Genomic DNA, 15038 nt, shown 5'->3' with positions numbered 1-15038 from the left:
CCGTGGAAGGGACACCATGGCCAACAGCACGATTCGCAGGATCACCATGGCGATACTGGCGCCGGCGATGGCTCTCGGTGCCACCGTCGGCCTCGCCTCCGCGCCCGCTTCGGCAGCAGTCTGGAACTCCTGCGACCAGTGGGGCAGCACCCGCCTCGACGGTTACACGCTCTACAACAACATCTGGGGCTCCGGCGCGGGCAGCCAGTGCACCTGGGCCAACTCCGGAACCGGCTGGGGAGTCTGGGCCGACCACCCCGACACCGGCGGCATCAAGTCCTACCCCAACTCGACGAAATCGATCAACAAGACGATCGACTCGCTCGGCCGGCTCACCAGCGACTACAACGTCAGCGTCCCGTCGTCCGGCGCGTACAACACCTCGTACGACATCTGGGACACCGACCACCAGTACGAGATCATGCTCTGGGTCAACGACAACGGTGCCGTCGGCCCGATCGGCACCTGGCAGGACAGCGTCACGCTCGGCGGCCACGGCTGGAACGTCTACAAGGGCACCAACGGGTCGAACCAGGTGTTCTCGTTCCTGCGGACGTCCGACTCCAAGTCCGGCACCGTGGACATCAAGCCGATCCTCGACTGGATCGCCCACACCAAGGGCTGGATGCCCGGCAGCGAGACCATCGGTGACGTCCAGTTCGGCTACGAGATCACCTCGTCGTCGGGCGGACTCAACTTCAACACCAACAACCTGACCGTCAACGGCGGCTGATCCGACATCAGGGCCGAGGCCGGTCGCGTCCTTCCCGGACGCGGCCGACCTCGGCCCGCGGTGCGTTCGGGCCGGGCCGCCCGGTCGTCAGAGTGCCGGACAGAGCTGCCGGGGTCAGGCGGCTGCGGAGGGCGCCGGCCCGGTACTCGCGCGCACCGTCAACTCGGGTGCGATGAGCATGATTTCGTCCGTGGCGCGGCCGTCGAGCTTGGCGACCAGACGCTCCACCGCGTGCCTGCCCATCTCCTGCGCGGGGATGGAGACCGACGTCAGACGCACCGAGGCCTGGAGCGCCAGCTGGTCCGGGCAGACCGCGACCACCGACACGTCCTCGGGCACGGCGCGGCCCTGCTGGCGCAACAGGGCGAGCAGCGGCTCGACCGCCTGCTCGTTCTGTACGACGAACCCCGTGGTGCCCGGGCGCTCGTCGAGGATGCGGGCGAGGGTTCCGGCCGTGGTGTCGTAGCCGCCCCCGCACGGCCGGTGCAACACCCTGACACCCAACTCGCGTGCCCGGGAACGAAGTCCGTCGAGGGTGCGCTCGGCGAAGCCGGTGTGCCGTTCGTAGACCGCGGGGGCCTCGCCGATGACGGCGATGTCGCGGTGGCCCAGCATCGCCAGATGCTCGACGCACAACGCGCCGGCCTCCTTGAAGTCGAGGTCGACGCAGGTCAGCCCTGTGGTGTCGGCGGGCAGCCCGATCAGCACGGACGGCTGGGCGGCGCCGCGCAGCAAGGGCAGCCGCTCGTCGTCGAGTTCGACATCCATGAGGATCATCGCGTCGGCCAGCCCGCTGCCGGCGACGCGGCGGACGGCGTCGGGGCCCTCCTCGCCGGTCAGCAGCAGCACGTCGTACCCGTGCGTCCGGGCCGTCGTGGCGACGGCGATGGCGATCTCCATCATCACCGGCACGTACAGGTCGGTGCGCAACGGAATCATCAGCGCGATGATGTTCGACCTGCTGCTGGCCAGGGCCCGCGCGCCTGCGTTCGGGTGGTACCCCAGCTCGCGGATGCTCTGCTCGACCCGCAGCCGGGTGGTCGCGGAGATGGAGCGCTTGCCGCTGAGGACATAGCTCACCGTGCTTGCCGACACTCCGGCGTGCCGGGCGACCTCGGCGAGGGTTACCATCCTGCTCTCCCAGCCTTTTGAAGCGCTTCGACAGCGCCTTCGGATCGTATATGCAGGAAATACATGCTGACCTTAGCGTCGTCCTAAGCGTGTGTCCATTGTACGTCGATGCGCTTCGACTGTCGCGCTTGTGAAGCGACGCGCAGAGACGCCGGTGCCCTGGTTGCCCGGGGAGGTGGGCGACCAGGGCGAGGGGCCGGTCGGTCAGGACGCCTTGACGGCCTTGCCGGTGACGGAGCCCCCGGACTTCGTGACCTTGTACTTCACCTTGGCGCCGCTGTGGAAGTGGAAGGTCAGCGTCGCCGTGTCGCCGTCACGCAGCGACTTGAGGTACTCGGCGGTCAGGAGGATGGTGCCGTTCGGGTAGATCGGGGAGAAGGCCTTGTTGAACTCCTGGTACGGGGTCCAGCTCGTCGGGCCGGCGTTGGTGCCGTCGGAGTACGTGGACTCCATGGTCGCCAGCTCGTCTCCCCGGTACTTCGTGGGAACGGCGAACTCCTCGTCCGTGCCCGTGGCGTCCGACAGCACCGGAGTGTCGTAGGTCACCACGTCGATCTGCCAGGGCAGCCCCTTGGAGAACCGGGCCTGGAGCGTCGCGTCGACGCCGTGGGCGCGATCGCCGCTCAGTCGGGTCAGCGCCGATGCCGTGAGGGTGAGCCGGTTCTCGAAGAGGGTGTAGTCCCGGCCCTCGGCCAGCTTGGTGTCACCGTGCCACAGCCCGCGGAACTTGGTGCCGTTCGGGTTCAGGGTGAGCGACTGGGCCGTGATCCGGCTCGACTTCGCCAGGTGGACCTTGTCGAAGGAGGCGGTACCCGAGCGGGTGGTCCAGCTCGACTTGATCCAGGCGAAGAGGGCGGGGTCGCGCCACTTGAGGGTCGCGCGGTTCAGGTAGGCGAAGCCGGGGTCCCACAAGGCGGTGGTGGCACCCGAGAGGCGCGCCAGGTGTCCGACGTGCTCGTAGTACTTCAGCGCCTCGCCCCGCTCGATGCGGGAGGGGTGGTTGTCGTCGGGGTAGGCGAGCAGGCCGTACTCGCCGAGGTAGACCGGGATGCCCCTGGCGACGAAGGTGTGGTGGATGCGGGAGAAGACGTCCTCGGCGTCGTTGCGGGCGTTGTCGTCGTACCGGGTGCCGCCCGCGACGTTCACGCTGAACGGGTAGTAGCTGTAGTAGTGCACGGTGGCGACCAGGTCGCTGTCGTGCAGCCCACTGATGGTGGTGTACAGGTCGTCCATGAGGTCCTGGGAGGGGGTGCCGCCTTGTGTGGTCAGGACGAGCAGGCGGCTCTTGTTCCCGCCGCCCGAAGCGCGGACGATCTTGTGGAACGAGGTGTTCAGCTCGTCCATGAACGTGGTCTTCTGCGCGTCCGTGGCGTCGCCGAAGCCCGGTTCGTTGACGCTCTCGAAGAGCAGGCTGCGCGGCTCGTCCCGGAACGCCGCCGAGATCTGGGTCCACAGGGCCTCGTAGCGGGCGAGCACGGTGTCGTGGTCCGTGGAGATCTTCCAGATCCACTGCCATGAGTCGTGGTGGACGTTGAGCACGACGTAGAGGTCCTCGGCGATCGCCCAGTCGACCACCTGCTTGACGCGGCTCATGTACGCGGCGTCGACGGTGTACGGCGCGGTGGCGGACATGTGGTCATGCCAGGACACCGGGATGCGGACGCTCCGGAAGCCCTCCGCCCGGATGGTCCCGAACAGTTCCCTGGTGGCCTTGGGGTTGCCCCAGGACGTCTCGTCCGGAACCGCGTCCAGGGTGTTGCCCAGGTTCCAGCTGGGCTGCATCGCGGCGAGGGCGTCCATGGCCCGGGCCGGAACCTTGGCCGTGGCGCGCGCCTGCCGCGCCGTGCCGTCGGGCGCGGCGAACGCGGTGCTGCCGGCCAGTCCCAGGACGACGAGCAGCGCCATCAGCAGCCCGGCCAGGCGCCCGGGACCGCGGTTGCGGTGATGCGCGGGTGGCCGTATGTCCTTCATGCGTCATGCCTTTCGGTGGGTCGTAAGGGTGATCCGGTCCGTGGTCGGGTGGCGACCAGGCGCACCGCCGGCCGGCGGCGGAACGGGCCTGGTTCAGTCGCCGAGGGGTTCGTAGTCGAACCAGTCGAAGTGGACGGTGCCTGTCGCGGCGTACATGCCGATGACCCGGCCCGTGAAGCCGCCGGCGACCTCGGTCGACAGGTAGCGGCCGTCGAGGGTCGCGAGCTCGCTGTACGTGCCGTCGGGCTGCTCGACACCGAGGGAGACGACGTCGGGTCCGGTGCACGGTCCGTGCGGAGACGGCGGTTCCGCGATCGTGACGGTGAGGACCACCGGCCCGGCCGGCACGGACCGCGCGGCCACGACCGTGCGCAGGGAACCGACGTGCGCGATGACCCGCACCTTCGTACCGGACGCCTCGATCGCGTAATGGTGCTGCTCGTCGAGCCGCACGGCGAGGCCGCCGCGCCCCTCGGAGGGGTCGACCAGCGTGCGCGCCCGGCACGCGAGGTGCTGCTGGCGTCGGCCGGTGAACACCACGTCGGGTGCGTCCAGGGAGCTGCCCCGCGCGCGGAGGGTCAGCCAGCCGGGGCGCTCCTTGGTGGTGCAGTGTTCGGCGGCCCGGTCGCGCAGGGAGATCCAGGACGGTCGCAGCTCTGCGAGCTCGAAGTCGTCCCGCTGCTCCTCGACCGGGACGGGGAAGAGCGGCCACGGGAGCTCGGGCAGCTCCAGCGCGACCTCGCCGACGACCGGCCAGCCGTCCACCCAGGTCACGGGGGACAGGAAGGTCTCCCGGCCGAGCACGTGCCAGCCCGGAGTTCCGCCGCCCGGCCGGACACCGAGCAGCACCATCCACCAGGAGCCGTCGGGGCCTTGGACCAGGTCGGCGTGCCCGGTGTTCTGGACGGGGTGGTCGGTGCCGCGGTGGGTGAGGACCGGGTTGGCCGGGCACGGCTCGAACGGGCCGGCAGGCGAAAGGCCGCGGGCGATCGAGACACCGTGGCCGCGCTCGGTGCCGCCCTCGGCGATGAGCAGGTACCAGTAGTCGCCGATCCGGTACAGGTGCGGCGCCTCCGGGGCCTTGGCGCCGGGCCCGCCGGACCAGAGCCTGTGCGGTGTTCCGTACGTCTGCCCGGTGGACGGGTCGATACGGACCTGCGAGACCCCGGCGACCGTGCACCAGCAGGTGCCGTCCTCGTCCCAGACCAGATCGGGATCGATGCCGGGGACACCCGGCGCCCGGATGGGGTCCGACCACGGTCCGGCGGGGTCGGTGGCCGTGACGATGAAGTTGCCGCCGCCCTCGCTGCAGTTGGTGACGATCAGCCAGAAGCGGCCGTCGTGGTGGCGCAGGGTGGGGGCGTAGATCCCGCCGGAGGACGGCATGTCCGCCGGCAGGCGCAACTGCTCGGGCCGGTCCAGGGCGTTGCCGATCTGCGTCCAGTGGACGAGGTCACGGCTGTGGAAGACGGGGATGCCGGGGAAGTACTCGAAGGTGGAGCACACCAGGTAGTAGTCGTCGCCGACGCGGCAGACGCTGGGGTCGGGGTGGAAGCCGGGGATCACAGGGTTGGTGATGCGTTCGTCCGGCCGGCGCAGAGGGGGCACCTGACAGGTCCTTTCGTCGATTCGTGATGCGCGTGGGGTGGATCAGGGAGCGCCGGGGTCCGTGGGCGTGACGCGGAGCAGGACGGCGGACGGCGCGGTGGGCAGGGTCAGGCTCAGCTCGGCGGTGTCGGGCGTCCAGGCGGAGACGGCCCGGCTGACCGAGGGGTAGAGCAGGTCGACACGGGCGGCCTTGTCCCGCAGGTGGGGCAGGTGGAGCCTCGCCGTGGCCTCGGTTCCGGGGCGGCGCCAGGCGGTGAGGTAGGTGGTGGCGGGAGTGCGCAGGGCCAGGGCGGTCCAGGGGTCGTCCCAGGAAGGAAGGTCCAGCGGCCAGGACGGCACGGCCTGCGGCAGGTCGGCGCGGATGGCCTTGTACACCGCCACCGCCTCGTGGACCAGGGCGCGGGCCTCCGGTTCGAGTTCGGGGATGCGGCCGGAGAGATGGATCCGGCCGAGGAGTGCGTTGGCCATCGTGAAGGCCACCTCGTCGAGGGAGTCCTCCGGCTGGGGGGTACGCCCAGACGGCACCCTGTTCGGGGGTGACGGCGGTGGGCGCGGAGGCCGCGATGGGCGCGTAGAGGTGCAGGTTCTGCTGGTCGCTGGTGGACTGCAGCTGCATCCGGGAGAGCAGGGAGTGGTCCCAGCGCATACCACCGGAGGAGCAGTTCTCCAGCACCAGGTGCGGGTACCGGTCGAGGACGCCTTCGAGCCGGTCGAGGTGCGCCCGGTTGTGGCCGAGCAGGCCGGCGCCCGGGGTCTCGCCGGGGCGGGCGCTGGTGCCGGAGCCGGGGTCGATGTTGTGGTCGAGTTTGAGGTAGCCGACGCCCCACTCGCCGACCAGGCGGTCGACGACCTGGTCCAGGTGGGCACGGGCGGCCGGGTGGCGCAGATCCAGGTGGTGCCGGCCGGCCTCCGTGACGCGGACGCCGTCGCGGCGGAAGAACGCTTCGTCGGGCAGGGACTTGGCCATGGGGCTGCGTACGCCGATCACCTCCGGCTCCAGCCACAGGCCGGGAACCATGCCGCGCTCCCGGATGCGGTCCAGCACCCCGTGGATCCCGCGCGGCCCGGGGAACCGGGAGGCGGCAGGCTCCCACGCGCCGACGCCGTCCCACCAGCCGCCGTTGTCGCCGTCGTACCAGCCCGCGTCGATCACGAAGTACTCCGCGCCCGTGTCGGCCGCCGCGTCGATGAGCGGCAGCAGCTTCTCGGTCGTGGGGTCGCCCATCAGGCAGTTCATGTAGTCGTTGAAGATGACGGGCAGGTGCTGGTGGTCGGCATGGGGCCGCCGCTGGGCGCGGCGGTAGCGGGTCAGCGCGGCGAACGCGGCGTCGGGACCGCCGTCGGCGCTGAAGGACAGGGCTGCGGGTACGGTGCGGAAGACGCCGCCGGGTTCGAGGGGGTGCCGCCAGCCGTGATGGGTGTCGGTGGGGCCGAACAGCACCGCGTAGGTCGCCCGGTCGTGCTCTGCGCACTCCCAGCGCCAGCCCCCGCCGTTGTGCTCGATCTGCCACACCCAGGTGCGGCCGGTATGCCGGTCCGTCAGGCCGCCCATGGGGAGGCGTCCGCAGCTGGACCAGGCGCCCTGCCCGTTGAGGGTGAAGCCGGCCCTGCCGTTCGCGTAGCTCACCCGCCCGCCGTGGGCAGCTGTGGTCAGGCGCATCGGCTGTCGCCGCCAGCGGCATTCGGCGAGCCAGTCGTTCTCCGCCCACAGCAGGTCCGCGGCGTCGATGGCCGCCGGGGCCTGCGGGGTGAGGCAGCCCACCGCGAGCGAGCTGACCGACTCCAGGTGCAACGCGGTCCGGCCTTCGTTGCGCAGGGTCACCTCGCCGCGGAGCACGGGGATGCCGTCCGGTGATCGGTAGGTCACCTCCGCGACCAGCCCGGTCCCCGGATCGTGGAGATGCACGGTCAGTGTGTGCCAGTCGCCGTCGCGGGTCGCGCGGTGGCCCCGGTGGCGCATACGCCTGCCGAGATCGGTCCCGATCAGACGGTCGCCCGACCAGTCGCGGCCGTGACCCGAGGCCGTCACCTCCACCAGCGGCAGGGACGCACCGGGGCCCTGCGCTTCCTCGGGCAGTCCGAGGTGCGTGAGGCGCGCGCTGCCGTCGTCATCGACGGCGATCGCGAGGTGAAGGGCCTCGTGCCCCCAGTGGATGGTTGTCTGTTCCTTGGTCATGGCGACCCTTTCGAGGTCAGTTTCCGCGCAGCACCGCGCAACCGCCGGGCGGCAGTTCGTGCGAGAGAGCATCGGTGAGCAGGTCGTGGGCGGGGTCCGGCAGGGGCACGGCCTCGGGGTTGTGGTTGAGCAGGACTTGCCAGACGCGTCCGTCGGGTGCGTGTCGGGTGACGGCTTCGACACCCGCCGGCAGGCCCGGCACGTCCGGTGCGACGCCGGCCTCCTTCAGCAGGCGACCGACCAGGGCGGCGTAGTCGGCGTCGTCCAGGCGGGTGGAGAGATACCAGCCCTGTCCGGTGCCGGAGCGGTGCCGGGTGAGGGCCGGGCCGCCCGTGAGCATGCCGTGGGTGTAGGTGGTGAGCGTCTCCGCGCCCTCGGTGCGCAGGGACTCGCTCCAGACCGTGCCGTGCGATCCGTCCGACAGGGTGATCCGCTCGTCCTGCCGCAGCGGCCGGTACTCCTCGACGCGGATGCCCAGCGCCTCGCGCAGCGGCGCGGCGGGATAGCCGCCGAGCCTTGCGTGCAGCCGGTCGTCGACGAAACCGGTCGCGTGCTGGACCAGGAGCGTCCCGCCACCGGCGATGTAGCGGCGCAGGTTCTCGGCGCCCTTGTCCGACAGCAGGAACAGGGCCGGGGCGATGACGAGCCGGTAGCGGCTCAACTCGTGCTCCGGCTGGGAGAAGTCGACGGTGGCTCCCGCGTCCCACAGCGCGCGGTGCGCCCGGACGAGGGCCGCGTGGTAGTCGAGGCGGGAGGAGGGCAGCCCGTCCACGTCGAGCGCCCACCAGGCGTCCGGGTCGTCGAGGACGGCCACCGAAGCGGTGACCGTCGACCCCGCCAGCTCGCCCAGCCGGGTGACCGCCTCGCCCACCTGCGTGACCTCGCGGAAGATACGGCTGTCCGGACCCGCGTGCGGGACCATCGCCGAGTGCCAGGTCTCGGCGCCGGCCCGGGACTGCCGCCACTGGAAGAACAGCGCACCCTCCGAACCGCGGGCGATGTGACCGAGGGTGTGGCGCAGAATCTCGCCGGGGTCCTTGCCGAGTATCTGGCCGCCGTCGTAGACGGTGTTGGTGCCCTGTTCCATGAGCAGCCAGGGGTGCCCACCGCCCAGGGAGCGGGTGCGGTCGGCGTGGAACGCGGCGGAGGCGGCGGCGTCCAGACCGGGCGAGGTCGGATACTGGTCGGAGGTGACGATGTCGAGCTCGCGGGCGAAGGCCCACAGGTCCACGTTCTGGTACTCGGGGAGCATCAGATTGGTCGTCACCGGCCGGTCGCTGTGCGCGCGGATCGCGTCGCGCTGCTCGCGGTAGGCGGTGATGATCTCGTCGGACCAGAAGCGGTGGAAGTCCAGTGCCTGGCCGGGGTTCTTGTGCCACTGCGTCGCGCGGGGCGGCAGCACCTGCTCCCAGGAGGTGTAGCGCTGGCTCCAGAAGGCGGTTCCCCAGGCCTCGTTGAGGGCGTCCAGCGAGCTGTGGCGGGCACGCAGCCACACTCGGAAGGCTGCGGCCGTGTGGTCGCAGTAGCAGAGCGTGCCGTATTCGTTGTGCACGTGCCACAGCGCGAGGGCGGGGTGGTCGCCGTATCGCTGGGCGAGCGCGGAGGCGATCCGGCGTGCCGCGCTGCGGTAGGCGGGGGCGGCGAGGCAGTACGTGTCGCGGCTGCCGTGGACGAGGCGGGTGCCGTCGGGCCGGACCGCCAGTGCGTCGGGGTGGGCCAGGGTGAACCAGGGCGGAGGAGAGGCCGTCGGGGTGGCGAGGTCGACGGCCACGCCGTTCGCGTGAAGGCGGTCGATGTGGGCGTCGAGGCAGGCGAAGTCGTACTGCCCCTCCTCCGGTTCGAGCAGGGCCCACGAGAAGACGCCCACGGTGGCCAGGTTGACCCTGGCGCGGCGCATGAGCTCGTCGTCCTCCTTCCAGACCGGCTCGTCCCACTGCTCGGGGTTGTAGTCCCCGCCGAAGGCCAGGCCGCCCAGGCGGTCGGTGATGCTGGGAGTCGTCATGACGGTTCCTTGGAGACGGAGAGTCGCGATGCGCTCTGACGGACCTGTGCGGGGCCGGAGAGGGGATGAAGGCGGGTGAGTGTCGCTCGGCGACGGGCCATCGCTCCGTTGGCCGGGAAGCAGATGTCGAAGCGCTTCACCTACAGGTGCAAGCTAACGGACTTGTTTCGTGTGAAACAAGAGCCTGACGCTGTTGAAGCGCTTCGACGTCTGCACTGAACGGTGGTGATGGAGGTCCAATAGCCTCGGTCCACTGCTTGGTGCTGGAGCCCGAGTCGACGTCACCACCGCTGTCCGGAGTGAGGCCGCCGGCGGCGTTGTGCGTCCCAGTATCATCAACGCCACGTGCTCACCGGGCACGGTGGGGGAGGGATGAGCGGTGTCTCTGACGGACAAGGCCATCGGGCAGATCCGTGAGCTGATCCGGGGCGGCGACCTGCCGCCGGGCTCGAAGCTCCCACCGGAGAAGGACCTGGCCGCGCAGTTGGGACTCTCCCGCAACCTCGCCCGGGAAGCGGTCAAGGCGCTGGCCGTCGCGCGGATCCTGGAGATCCGGCGGGGCGACGGCACGTATGTGACCAGCCTCCGGCCGAGCCTGCTGCTTGAGGGGCTCGGCGGCGCAGTGGAACTGCTGCAGGGCGACGCGATCGCACTGCAGGACCTCATGGAGGTGCGACGGCTCCTGGAACCGGTCGCCACGGCACTGGCCGCGACCCGCATCTCCGACGCCCGACTCGCCGAGCTGGAGCATCACCTGGATGCCATGCGCGAGGCTCGCGACGACGTCGAACAGCTCAACGCCCACGACGCCGCCTTCCACCGCGCAGTCGTCGCGGCCACGGGCAACGAGACCCTCCTCACCCTCCTGGAGGGGATCTCCGGCCGCACCCTGCGCGCCCGCATCTGGCGCGGTCTGGTCGACGACAAGGCCGCGGACCGCACTCTCTCCGAGCACGAGGCGATCTTCAACGCGCTGTCCACCCGTGACGCCGGCCTCAGTCAGGCCGCCGCGCTGCTGCACGTGAGCAGCACCGAGCAGTGGCTGAAGGAACACCTGCGCTCGGGCGAACCCCTCCCCTCCGGGACGACAGCGCGGAAGTGACGGGCGGGCGCTACCCGCACGGCGCCCTTGCCGCTCTGGTCTCCCGAGCCGAAGGCGACGGCATCCGCGGCGAAGGGCCGGTCGTAGACCTCCAGGCTGCGGATCGAAGCCCAGACGCCGCTGGGAAGCGCGGTGACGGTCACCCGCACGTAGCGTGCCCGCGCACGGAAGACGGAGACCTGTACCTGACTGGTGCCGGTGGTGGCGGTGAGGTCGGCCAGGGTGGTCCAGCGGGCGTCGTCGGTGGAACCCTCGATCCGGTACCGGTAGTTCGCGCCCGCGGACTACCGGGCGATACGGGTGCCGGTGAGCGACCTCTCCGAGCCCGGGTCCACCTTCAGCCACTGTCGGAGTGCTCCATCACCCGGCACGCGGAGGCGTTGACCCACAGGAACCGCAGCTCAGGGTCCTAGCTCTCGGCCGTCCGCGCCGCGCAGCGGATGCCGCGTGGTGACGCGCCGAGTTCCCGGCGGCAGGCCTTGTTGAACGCCTGGAGGTCGGGGATGCCGACCGAAGCGGCGACGGCGGGGATGGAGAGCGTGGTGGCCCGCAGGAAATGGCGGGCGCGTTCCATCCGGCGAGCCCGGATGTAGCCGACGACGGTTTCCCCGGTGGCGGCGCGGAAGAGCCGGGTCAGGTGGTTGTGGGAGACGCCGGCCGCCTTCGCGATCTCCGGCACCGTCAGGGCCTCCGTCAGCCGTGCCTCGATCAGGGCCGTCGCGGCCGCCACCGCCGGATGAACGGCCCGGGCGCTCTGCTCCCGCACGGGGGTGAGGCGGGCGATCCGCCAGAGGGCGGCCCACACCTCGGCGGTGGCCCCGGCCGGGGTGTTCGGCCAGGCGGCCAGTGCCTGCCGCAACTGTGTGGTGAGCAGGTCGAGCTCGTGTCCGGTGGGCTGGATCACGGGAATGCTGTGGGGTGTTCCGCCCGTGCCCAGACGGAAGTGGGCGTAGAGGTGCTCGGAGCGGCCCCGATAGCGGTAGCGCACCTCGGTTCCGGGGGGTACGAGGCTGACCCGCCCGGGGCGGATCGCGTGCTCGGTTCCGTCGACCGTCAAGTCGGCTTCGTAGCCGTACAGATGGAGTTGCCAGAGGTCCGGCAGCGAGAACACGTCCACCTGGCCGGCCGGACCGTGGACGCCGATACCGAGGGCGGCGACCGTGGGAGGCTCGTCGAGATGGGCGAGGACCGTCTGCATGGTCACGTGTTCTACCACGGCCTACGTTGCTCATTCCTGGGGCTCGGTTCGATGTACGCGTCGGACGGCATGGTGAGAATCGACCAGTGGAGGGTGAACGCGGCCCACGCGGTACGCGTGGGCGGGACCTAGCGTGGCGGTCATGGAGAACAGGCAAGAACTGCTGAACTCGGTGCAGATGGCGCGCTTCGTGGCGTCCGGGTCGCTACGGCTGGACGCGGTGGTCCCGGCGGAGATGAACGCCGAGGGCATGGCGGTACTGGCGGACGGAGTGCCGCCTGTGCCGTACGGGACGCCGCTGTCCGATGCGTACGCGAACGGCTCCTTCGTCCGCAGGCTGCTGGAACTGCCGCAGGTGGCAGGGGCCCTGAGCAGCCTGGTGGGGCCGGAGCCGTGGGTGGACCACCACTTCGTGCACACCCGCGAGCCTCACGGAGGCACCGCGCAGTCGTTGCACGGGGATGCCATCATCGACGTCCGGCCGGACGCCTTCGACGTCCAGTTGATGTACTACCCGCAGGCCGTGACGCTGGAGATGGGCGGAACGCTCAGCGTGCCGGGCAGTCATCTGCGGCGGACCAACGAATCGGACACCGGCCGCTACCAGAACCTGCGCGGTCAGGACCGGTTGGTCTGCCCTGCCGGCACTGTGGTGTTTCTGCACCACGGCATCTGGCACGGTGGCCGGCGCAATGACAGCGACACCCTCCGCTACATGTTCAAGATCCGCTTCAATCCCAGGGTGCGCCAACGACGTCTGTGGGACACCTCGGATCTCCACGACCCGCAGGTGACCACGGAGCTGGACGCGATGTTCCCCTGGTACGAGGGAGCGACCGGCCGCCTGGAGCGGTACAACCGCATCCTGCTGTGGCGGGAGCTGACCGGCGACGACGGCTTCGACCTCGACCACTGGGTGACCAGGGTCTCCAACCGCCCGAAGGGAACCGTGGCATGACGACCGAAGCGATTCTTCCCGCGCGGGCCGACATCGCGGACGCCACCGCTCCGGTGCTGCGGCAGCAGGTGCTCGTGCTGTACCTGGCGGACTCGTCGCTGGACTCGTACGTCGTCGGCTGGTCGCGCTACGACGGCACCGGCCGCACCTCGCCCACCACGGGCGACAGCGACGAGCCGCCGTACGAGTCGGGGGTGGCCGCGCTCCGGGACGGCTGGCGGCTGTTCCAGGCCGCCCAGCTGATCCCGCCGTACCCGGGTCACGAGTACGACGTCTCCTTCCTCAAGCACGAGTTCTTCTTCGAACGGATCGTCGACGTACGGTCAGTCGTCGATCTCTCGTAGAGGGTCGTCGTCGCCCAGGCCGGCGGCCAGCCACTGCTCCACGGCCGTGATGTGGACCGTCGCGGCGGAGGCTGCCAGCAGGGCGTCGCGCGACCGGAGCGCGCCGAGGATCTGCTCGTGGTCCCGGTGGGCGTTGTCCAGCGCGTGACGGTTCCGGCTGCCGCGGACGATGCGGACGCGCTGGGTGCGTGTGGAGAGCACCCGCAGAAGCATCGACAGCACGGGGTTGCCGACGGCTTCGACGATCCTGAGGTGGAAGGCGATGTCGTGGGCGACGAACTCCTCCACGGAGCCGGCTGCCCGGGACCTGTCGAGGATCTCGCGCAGCTCCTGGTGGTCCTCCGGCGTCAGCAGGGTGGCGGCCAGCCCGGTCGCCTGCGGTTCGAGGAGGCGACGTACCTGGACCAGTTGCAGTGCCGTGCGGCCCTGGGAGACATCGGCGGCGAAGGAAAGACTCTCCAGCAGGAGATGAGGTTCCAGGCTGGACACGTAGGTGCCGTCGCCCTGACGGGTGATCAGGATGCGCATGGCCGTCAGCGCCCGGACGGCCTCGCGCAGCGAATTCCGTGACAAGCCGAGTTGCGCGGCGAGGATCTCCTCCTTGGGCAGGCGGGAGCCAGGAGCGAGTTCACCGTCGAGGATCATCGCCTTGATCTTGTCGATCGCCTCGTCCGTCAGTGCCACTAACGTGCCTCTCAGTGCCGGGTATGTGCGGGGCGGTGGCTCCGCCGGTCCCGGATCGGGGTCTGCGGAGCCGCTTGCGGGACGGGGCTACTCCTGCTTCTCGCCGGACGCGAACCGGGAGATGATCAGGGCGACGATGATGATGGCGCCATTGAGGAACTGGTTCCACAGGGGTGGTACGCCCGCCAGCGTCATGACGTTGACGACGAGCTGGAGGGTGAGGACGCCGGTGAGGGCGCCGAAAACAGAACCCTTGCCGCCGTTGAGGCTGACTCCGCCGATGACGGTCGCGGCGAAGACCTGGAAGATCCAGCCGCTGCCCTGTGTGGCGGAGATGGAGCCGTAGTGCCCGCTGTAAAGTATACCGGCGAACGCGGCGAGGACGCTGCCGAGGACGAGGACGACCCACACGACGCGGTCGACGCGGATGCCCGCGGTGCGGGCGGCCTCGGCGTTGCCGCCGATCGCGTACAGTGCCCGGCCGTGCCGGAGCCAGGCCAGCGCACTCCCGCCGATCGCGAAGAGCAGCGCGCACACCCAGATGGCGGCGGGCACGCCGAGCCAGGACGCCCTGCCCAGGTAGGTGAAGGACGAGGGCAGCTCGACGATGGACTGGCCTTCGGAGAGGGCGACTTGCAGTCCGCGGAGCATGGTCAGCGCGCCGAGGGTGACGATGAAGCCGTTGAGGCGCAGCTTGAGGATGAGGAAGCCGTTGACGGCTCCGATCAGCGCCCCGACCAGCAGGCAGAGCGGGACGGCCGTCCACTCGGGGAAGAGGCCGAGTCCGGTGAACCGGCCACCCGTGGTGGGCAGGATCAACCACACGGCGATGACGGGGGCCACGCCGATGGTGGACTCCAGCGACAGGTCCATCCGGCCGGCGATCAGGACGAAGGTCGTGGCGAGCACCAGCAGGCTCAGTTCGGTGGACTGCTGGGCCACACCGATCAGGTTGTCGGCGGTGAGGAAGGCCGGCGAGACGATGAACCCGATCAGGCCCAGGACGAGGATCGCTGGGACCAGCGACAGTTCACGGAGGTGCCCGAGACCGACCCGGCGGCGGGCGGTGTCGGCCGCGGCCGGCGTCGCCGTCCTCGGTGCGGGCTCGGTGAGATCTGTGGTGGCGGGCAT

At 70.3% G+C, this 15038-nt stretch carries 11 protein-coding genes and 1 pseudogene; 4 read left to right on the top strand and 8 right to left on the bottom strand.

The window, feature by feature from the left end:
* Positions 1 to 16: 16 nt before the first annotated feature.
* Positions 17 to 733, top strand: a complete 717-nt coding sequence (locus ACFYX3_RS30555) for a hypothetical protein (protein ID WP_389020074.1) — start codon at positions 17 to 19, stop codon at positions 731 to 733.
* A 114-nt stretch (positions 734 to 847) separates the two neighbouring features.
* Here the strand turns inward: ACFYX3_RS30555 and ACFYX3_RS30550 are convergent, their stop codons facing one another.
* The 5 genes and pseudogenes from ACFYX3_RS30550 to ACFYX3_RS30530 all read right to left on the bottom strand — a co-directional run bounded on the left by ACFYX3_RS30550 (position 848) and on the right by ACFYX3_RS30530 (position 9621).
* A complete protein-coding gene (locus ACFYX3_RS30550) occupies positions 848 to 1864 on the bottom strand; it encodes a LacI family DNA-binding transcriptional regulator (RefSeq protein WP_389020070.1) in 1017 nt (338 codons plus the stop codon).
* Between the two features lie 204 nt (positions 1865 to 2068).
* Positions 2069 to 3835 carry a cellulase family glycosylhydrolase gene (locus tag ACFYX3_RS30545; RefSeq protein WP_389020067.1) on the bottom strand — a complete coding sequence of 589 codons (1767 nt, stop codon included), beginning with the start codon at positions 3833 to 3835 and terminating at the stop codon, positions 2069 to 2071.
* Positions 3836 to 3928: 93 nt separating this feature from the next.
* Positions 3929 to 5401 (bottom strand): glycoside hydrolase family 43 protein, encoded by a 1473-nt coding sequence (locus tag ACFYX3_RS30540; RefSeq protein ID WP_389020227.1) that lies wholly within the window; start codon positions 5399 to 5401, stop codon positions 3929 to 3931.
* 84 nt (positions 5402 to 5485) lie between these two features.
* Positions 5486 to 7619 (bottom strand): annotated as a pseudogene (locus ACFYX3_RS30535) (alpha-galactosidase).
* 16 nt (positions 7620 to 7635) lie between these two features.
* Positions 7636 to 9621, bottom strand: coding sequence for a beta-galactosidase (locus ACFYX3_RS30530; RefSeq protein ID WP_389020063.1), 1986 nt, complete (start codon positions 9619 to 9621; stop codon positions 7636 to 7638).
* Between the two features lie 379 nt (positions 9622 to 10000).
* Between ACFYX3_RS30530 and ACFYX3_RS30525 the strand changes: the two genes are divergently transcribed.
* Positions 10001 to 10723, top strand: a complete 723-nt coding sequence (locus tag ACFYX3_RS30525; RefSeq protein ID WP_389020060.1) for a FadR/GntR family transcriptional regulator — start codon at positions 10001 to 10003, stop codon at positions 10721 to 10723.
* 409 nt (positions 10724 to 11132) lie between these two features.
* Here ACFYX3_RS30525 and ACFYX3_RS30520 read toward each other — a convergent pair whose 3' ends face one another.
* Positions 11133 to 11921 carry a helix-turn-helix domain-containing protein gene (locus ACFYX3_RS30520; RefSeq protein ID WP_389020224.1) on the bottom strand — a complete coding sequence of 263 codons (789 nt, stop codon included), beginning with the start codon at positions 11919 to 11921 and terminating at the stop codon, positions 11133 to 11135.
* 142 nt (positions 11922 to 12063) lie between these two features.
* Here ACFYX3_RS30520 and ACFYX3_RS30515 point away from each other — a divergent pair, with 142 nt between their 5' ends.
* Positions 12064 to 12879 carry a phytanoyl-CoA dioxygenase family protein gene (locus ACFYX3_RS30515; protein WP_389020057.1) on the top strand — a complete coding sequence of 272 codons (816 nt, stop codon included), beginning with the start codon at positions 12064 to 12066 and terminating at the stop codon, positions 12877 to 12879.
* The gene (locus ACFYX3_RS30510) at positions 12876 to 13223 is read left to right on the top strand and encodes a hypothetical protein (protein ID WP_389020054.1); all 348 of its coding nucleotides are present in this window, start codon (positions 12876 to 12878) and stop codon (positions 13221 to 13223) included. The genes ACFYX3_RS30515 and ACFYX3_RS30510 overlap by 4 nt, the downstream gene beginning before the upstream one ends.
* Here the strand turns inward: ACFYX3_RS30510 and ACFYX3_RS30505 are convergent.
* Both ACFYX3_RS30505 and ACFYX3_RS30500 read right to left on the bottom strand, forming a co-directional pair.
* Entirely contained in the window at positions 13203 to 13907 is a 705-nt protein-coding gene (locus tag ACFYX3_RS30505; protein ID WP_389020051.1) for a FadR/GntR family transcriptional regulator, read from the bottom strand. The genes ACFYX3_RS30510 and ACFYX3_RS30505 overlap by 21 nt on opposite strands.
* 87 nt (positions 13908 to 13994) lie before the next feature.
* Positions 13995 to 15038 (bottom strand): ABC transporter permease, encoded by a 1044-nt coding sequence (locus tag ACFYX3_RS30500; protein WP_389020048.1) that lies wholly within the window; start codon positions 15036 to 15038, stop codon positions 13995 to 13997.

The organism is Streptomyces sp. NPDC002463 (assembly GCF_042889835.1).
Lineage (GTDB): Bacteria > Actinomycetota > Actinomycetes > Streptomycetales > Streptomycetaceae > Streptomyces > Streptomyces nymphaeiformis.
This window is presented reverse-complemented; position numbering and strand designations above follow the sequence as displayed.